The 6,189-nt window shown below is 42.2% G+C and carries 5 protein-coding genes; 2 read left to right on the forward strand and 3 right to left on the reverse strand.

Going from position 1 to position 6,189, the window contains the following annotated elements:
* The first annotated feature begins 1 nt into the window (after position 1).
* The gene (locus BGL89_RS05185) at positions 2 to 664 is read left to right on the forward strand and encodes an RloB family protein (RefSeq protein WP_286824768.1); all 663 of its coding nucleotides are present in this window, start codon (positions 2 to 4) and stop codon (positions 662 to 664) included.
* Between the two features lie 310 nt (positions 665 to 974).
* The gene (gene ppsA, locus BGL89_RS05190; protein WP_286824769.1) at positions 975 to 3,416 is read left to right on the forward strand and encodes a phosphoenolpyruvate synthase; all 2,442 of its coding nucleotides are present in this window, start codon (positions 975 to 977) and stop codon (positions 3,414 to 3,416) included.
* Between the two features lie 157 nt (positions 3,417 to 3,573).
* On the opposite strand, the gene BGL89_RS05195 is transcribed toward ppsA, so the two are convergent.
* The 3 genes from BGL89_RS05195 to cbiE form a co-directional block, all read right to left on the reverse strand.
* Positions 3,574 to 3,960: a hypothetical protein gene (locus BGL89_RS05195; protein ID WP_286824770.1), complete on the reverse strand. Its 387-nt coding sequence runs from the start codon at positions 3,958 to 3,960 to the stop codon at positions 3,574 to 3,576.
* Positions 3,961 to 4,032: 72 nt separating this feature from the next.
* Positions 4,033 to 4,665 (reverse strand): Uma2 family endonuclease, encoded by a 633-nt coding sequence (locus tag BGL89_RS05200; protein ID WP_286824771.1) that lies wholly within the window; start codon positions 4,663 to 4,665, stop codon positions 4,033 to 4,035.
* A gap of 133 nt (positions 4,666 to 4,798) precedes the next feature.
* A complete protein-coding gene (cbiE, locus tag BGL89_RS05205) occupies positions 4,799 to 6,067 on the reverse strand; it encodes a precorrin-6y C5,15-methyltransferase (decarboxylating) subunit CbiE (protein ID WP_286824773.1) in 1,269 nt (422 codons plus the stop codon).
* Positions 6,068 to 6,189: the final 122 nt, after the last annotated feature.

Consider the following 6,189-nt stretch of genomic DNA (forward strand, 5'->3'; position numbering starts at 1 on the left):
TATGGCTAAAAAAGATGGTAATTATGGTTATTTAAAACGTCAAGCTAACAATAGACAGCCAAGGGAAACATTTTTGATTGTTTGTGAAGGCGAAAAAACTGAATACTATTACTTTACTTGTTTGAGGGAAGATTTAAAATCTAATAACATTAAAATAAAAGTTAAGGGAGAAGGTCAAAATACCTTGAGTTTAGTCAAGAAAGCAATTAATATTAAAAACAATGAAAAATCAGCATCTTACGATCAAGTTTGGTGTGTTTTTGATAAAGATAATTATACCAAAGAGCAATTTAATCAAGCTGAAGGACTTGCCAAAGAAGAAAATATCAAGATTGCCTATTCTAATGAAGCCTTTGAAATTTGGTATATTTTGCACTTTCAATATCTTGATACTGCTATACCTAGAAATGGATACGGGCGTATTTTAACTACTCAAATGACAAAAAAGGGATTATTTAAGGAGAAAGAAAAATATGAAAAAAACCGAGAGGATATGTATGAAAAATTAAATGACTATCAGTCTACAGCAATTATCAATGCCGAAAAACTTATTAAACGGCGAGATGAATTAAAACAACATCCTTTTGATCCCTACCCTTCCACTACCGTACATGAATTAGTGAGAGAACTTAATAAAAATAGTCGCTTAACTATTTTGAGATAGAGCAGTTATCTTAATGGTGAGATACGAAGTTTTCCTTTTGGCGAGCCCGTCGTCGATACCAAATTAGGTTACAGTTAATCTTGACGAGAAACGCTATAATTAAGGCTATCATTGAGGAAAATTACTGTTGAGACCCCTGAATAATGTATTAATTTTTGTATAAAAAGCTAGACAATTAAACCCTTTAGAGATAGGGTGATAGTGGCTGAGTTTGCTATTAAGAGTTTTGTAAATAAATATCAAACTCAAGGGTTTTTGAAGATGGTATCTCGCTAAACTGAAAGTATAAAGTACAGAGGTAAAAATACTTATGATGCTACTACAAGATGTTGCGAGAACCTCTAGAGAACAAGCATTAATTCTGTGGTTTGAAGAAGTAGATAGTAAAGATGTGGGATTAGTCGGTGGGAAAAACTCCTCCTTAGGCGAAATGATCCAACAATTAACCCCGAAAGGGATTAATGTCCCCACAGGATTCGCCACCACCGCTTACGCTTACCATCAATTTGTCGAAAAAGCCGGACTAGACGCACAATTAAGACAAATTTTCCAAGATTTAGACGAAAACGATGTGCAGAACCTGCAAGAAAAAGGTAAACAAGCGCGCACATTAATCTTAAATACACCATTCCCCGAGGATTTAAGTCATGCGATCGCTATTGCCTATCGCCGACTCTGTGAACGTTATGGCGATGATCTCTATCATTCCATTGATGTGGCCGTTCGATCGAGCGCCACTGCCGAAGACTTACCAGAAGCGAGTTTTGCCGGACAGCAGGAAACCTATCTCAACGTCCAAGGGGTGAGGGGAGTTTTAGAAGCTTGCCATAAATGTTTTGCCTCTTTATTCACCGATCGCGCTATTTCCTACCGTCATCATAACGGTTTCGATCACTTTGCCGTCGCCCTTTCCGTCGGTGTCCAAAAAATGGTGCGTTCAGATCTAGCCACCTCTGGGGTGATGTTTTCCATCGATACGGAAACAGGGTTCAAAAATGCCGCTTTAATCACGGCAGCCTACGGTTTAGGGGAAAATGTCGTGCAAGGCGCTGTTAACCCCGACGAATATCTAGTTTTTAAACCCACTCTTAAAAACGGCTACAAACCCATCCTCGACAAACGCCTAGGCAGTAAAGCGATCAAGATGATCTACGATGATGGAGGATCGCGTCTAACCAAGAATATCCGAGTTAACAAGCTAGAACAGGATCAATTCTGCATTAATGACCAGGAAATCCTCACTTTAGCCCGTTGGACGACCGAAATCGAGGAACATTACTCGCAAGTGCGCGGAATCTACACCCCCATGGACATCGAATGGGCAAAAGATGGGATCACGGGAGAACTCTTTATCGTTCAGGCGCGCCCAGAAACCGTACAATCGCAAAAAGCCGCTAATATCCTTAAATCCTACGAAATTAAGCAAAAAAGTGACGTTTTAGCAGTGGGACGGAGTGTAGGTGCGGCAATCGGTCAAGGAAAAGCCAGAGTCATCCTCAGTGTCGATAAAATCAACAACTTTAAACCGGGAGAAGTTCTCGTCACCAATCGCACGGATCCCGACTGGGAACCGATTATGAAACAAGCAAGCGCGATCGTGACTAATCAGGGTGGTCGTACTTGCCATGCCGCTATTATCGCGCGAGAAATGGGCATTCCGGCGATCGTGGGTTGCAATAATGCCACGGAAACGATTAAAACCGGACAGGAAGTCACCGTTTGCTGTGCGGAAGGGGATGAAGGGAAAGTTTACCTCGGATTGCTACCCTTTGAAATTCGCGAAACTCCCCTGGATAATTTGCCCGAAACTCGGACAAAAATCCTGATGAATATCGGTAATCCCGAAAAAGCCTTCGCTTTTGCCGATATTCCTGCCCAAGGTGTCGGTTTGGCGCGTCTAGAATTCATTATCGCTAACCATATTCAGGCCCACCCCAGCGCTTTGCTGAAATTCCACGAATTGGAAGAAGGGGACGTAAAAGACCAAATCGCCGAATTAACCAAACACTACCAGGATAAACCCCAATTTTTCGTCGATAAATTGGCCCGGGGAATTGCCATGATTGCAGCCGCATTCTACCCCAAAGATGTAATTGTGCGGATGTCCGATTTTAAATCCAATGAATACGCTAATTTATTGGGTGGCAAACCCTTTGAACCCAAGGAAGAAAACCCGATGATCGGTTGGCGCGGTGCTTCCCGTTATACTGATCCTAATTATCGCGAAGCTTTCGCTTTGGAATGTCGGGCGCTGAAAATGGTACGGGAAGAAATGGGATTAACTAATGTGATTCCGATGATTCCTTTCTGTCGTACCCCCGAAGAAGGGATGAGAGTCCTCGAAGAAATGGCGAAAAATGGTCTCGAACGCGGGGTTAATGGTTTGCAAGTTTATGTGATGTGTGAGTTACCAAGTAATGTAATTCTTGCTGACCAATTTGCTCAGGTGTTTGACGGATTTTCGATCGGTTCTAATGATTTGACCCAATTAACCTTAGGATTAGATCGGGATTCTGCCCTAGTTGCCCATCTTTTTGATGAACGGAATGAGGGAGTTAAACGCATGGTGAAAATGGCCATTGAAACCGCTAAAGCCCATAATCGCAAAATCGGTATCTGTGGTCAAGCCCCCAGTGATTACCCCGAATTCGCTCAATTTTTAGTGGAATTAGGCATCGATTCTATCAGTCTTAATCCTGATTCGGTGCTGAAAACTTTATTGATTGTGGCAGCAGTGGAGAAAGGACAATAGTTTAGTGATAAAGGTGGGACTTGCCCACCTTTTTTTGTATTGGTATGTTGACAATATTAATCTAGTTCTGCGTTCATAATACTGGAGTTCTTCATTAAAAAAATTGTTCAAGATTCCCGAATCACAATAAGGTTTTTTGATCGACTTTTTTTCAAAACTAACCTCTAATTGAATTGATAATATTAGACAGGGAAGAAGCAGCAGATTTTTTAGGAAAGACTTTCAGTTCCTGCACTTGAATATTGATTTTTTCTCCATGCAAATACTGCCGAATTAACCCAAAAACATAAACTCTTTTTCCTAATGCTTCTCTAGCTTGTTCAAAAAGTTCTTCAGGAAAAAAACATTTAATAATTTTGTTATCAGTTAGGCTACGAATCCCCATCTTTATCTTTTGACGATTGGCAATATTAATAGATACTAACTGCCCTTCAATAGAGCCATAAATACTATAAAAATTTTGCGTAATTTCATCTACATTATTATCCCTAAACATCAGTTTTTTTGTACTAAGCCAACTAAGTTTATCATACTGAAAATACATATAGCCCACTATGGCTATTTTTTATTTATCTCTTAACAAAGATTAACTTTAAACTGCGGTCAAGAGATAAACCTAGATTTCGTCAGGATTAAGGCCTAATTCCCGCAGTTTATTTGCCAATCGTTCCGCTCGTTGTTTTTCCTTATTATAGCTAGTGAAAGCTTGTCCATCGGGATAAAAAAGCAACATTTCCGGTTCTCCTAACTGAAACCGTATTCCTAAACGGGGACTAACCCAATTATCGAGAGTTTCCAGAATTTCTAGCTGATTTTCGCCTCTTATCCCACCACTAGCATCGTTTTTATGGGGATCATAAAGATAATATTCCTCAACCCCATAACGGTCATAAAATAGCTGTTTTTTGGCCATTTCCGTGAGGGTGTTACCCCGAGAGAGGATTTCAAAAACCACCTGGGGACTAATATTATTTTCTAACCATTGTCGATAGGAACCCCTTTCCCCTTTTGGTCTCCCAAAAACCACCATGATATCCGGCGATTGACGCAGTTTATTATCATTTTCCACGGGATACCAAAGTAAATCCCCTGCAACAAAGACATCAGACTGATTACGAAATAGCCAGTCTAAATTAGTTTTAATTGTCGTAATCCAACGAAATTGCAGGGTACTATCCGCCATGGGTTGACCATCGCTATCGGGGTAGATAATTTCAGTGACGTTAGTTTTATCTAGTTGCGAAACCATAAGACTAATTAAAAAGTTAAAACTAGAAAATGTCAACAACTTAATTCTATAATAAAGTCCAGAAGAAGAGGAATTAGAGCAAAAAGTTCTATCTACAACTTTTGCAAGAGAGATCAAGGACAAAATCAAGGATTTACAATCTCGGTTTCACAACAGTCCACTGGGTTACGGGAGCCATTGCTTTCCAACCTAAAAACTTACCGACAGGTTCGGCTTTTTCAATGCCAATCCGCAGCAGTTCCCCGCCTAATTTACTATGCCATTGCAAGAGGACTAATTCACTTTCAATTGTAACAGTGTTAGCAACAAGACGACCCCCGGGGCGCAGCGCTAACCAACAGGTTTCCAATAGGTGGGGTGTGGTGATACCGCCACCAATAAAAATAGCGTCCGGTGGCGGTAAATCTGCCAAGGCGCTCGGTGCAATTCCGGCGACGATTTGCAGATGGGGCGTTCCCAAGGCGGCGGCATTATCGGCAATGTATTGTAATCTGGTGGGATGATGTTCGATCGCAATAGCCTGGCAACGGCGATCGCTACGCAGCCACTCAATGGCAATGGAACCACAACCCGCTCCCACATCCCAGAGCAATTGTCCGGGTAGGGGAGCCAATGTACTCAGAGTGATAGCACGAACTTCTCTTTTTGTCAACTGTCCGTCATGATGGTAAGCAGAATCCGGCAGTCCGGGAAGGCGCGGCGCCCGGGTAGGAGGATGGGAGGAGATACAGCTAATGGCAATGACATTTAAATCTGCCAGATCTGTAAACTGCCAATCGTTGGCGATGCCTTGGATGTGGCGTTCCTGGGTTCCCCCTAGATGTTCTAAAACCGTGATGGAACTTTCGCCAAAACCTGCCTCGGTTAGAAGCCGAGCAGCGATCGCAGGAGTCTCGGCATCGGCGCTCAGTACCAGCAGTTTAGCACCGGGATAAAGCACCCCATTTAACAAAGCCGGAGGACGGCCGCACAAACTCAAAGTTTCTACTTCACTCAGGGACCAACCCAAACGACTACAGGCAAGACTAAAGCTAGAAGGAGAGGGAATAATCGTCATTTCCTCAAGGGGAATCTGACGGGTGAGGGTGACACCAATTCCGTAGCACATGGGATCACCACTGGCCAAAACACAGACGGATTGACCACGACGGCGGATAATCTCGTTCACAGAGTCTTGAATGGGAGAAGTCCAGAGCAGTTTTTGCCGTTGATCCTCTGGGGGTAACATTGCCAGATGACGTTCACCACCGACAATAACTGATGCTAAAGAAAGCAGACTTCGCCCCACTGAACTTAACCCTTCTAAGCCATCTTCACCAATTCCTATGATCGATAGCCATTTCGACTTACAATTGCGATCCGCCATATTAAAAAAAATCGCTACTATTTCATTATCTGCCATCAGGCTCTATCCTTCAAACAAGATATAATCGGGTTAGTGCCAAGTTAATTCAGAGGAAAAATTATGACCACCACCGCCGATGATGTTTGGAAATTATTAGCCGAATTAGTAGAAGCTCAAAA

Source organism: Microcystis sp. LSC13-02 (genome assembly GCA_002282935.1).
In the GTDB taxonomy this organism is placed as follows: Bacteria; Cyanobacteriota; Cyanobacteriia; order Cyanobacteriales; family Microcystaceae; genus Microcystis.

Bases quoted from the DNA above. Each gene is read 5' to 3' on its own strand.
- BGL89_RS05185 (WP_286824768.1), top strand. From the start codon at position 2: ATGGCTAAAAAAGATGGTAATTATGGTTATTTAAAACGTCAAGCTAAC.
- ppsA (WP_286824769.1), top strand. From the start codon at position 975: ATGATGCTACTACAAGATGTTGCGAGAACCTCTAGAGAACAAGCATTA.
- BGL89_RS05195 (WP_286824770.1), bottom strand. From the start codon at position 3,960: ATGTATTTTCAGTATGATAAACTTAGTTGGCTTAGTACAAAAAAACTG.
- BGL89_RS05200 (WP_286824771.1), bottom strand. From the start codon at position 4,665: ATGGTTTCGCAACTAGATAAAACTAACGTCACTGAAATTATCTACCCC.
- cbiE (WP_286824773.1), bottom strand. From the start codon at position 6,067: ATGGCAGATAATGAAATAGTAGCGATTTTTTTTAATATGGCGGATCGC.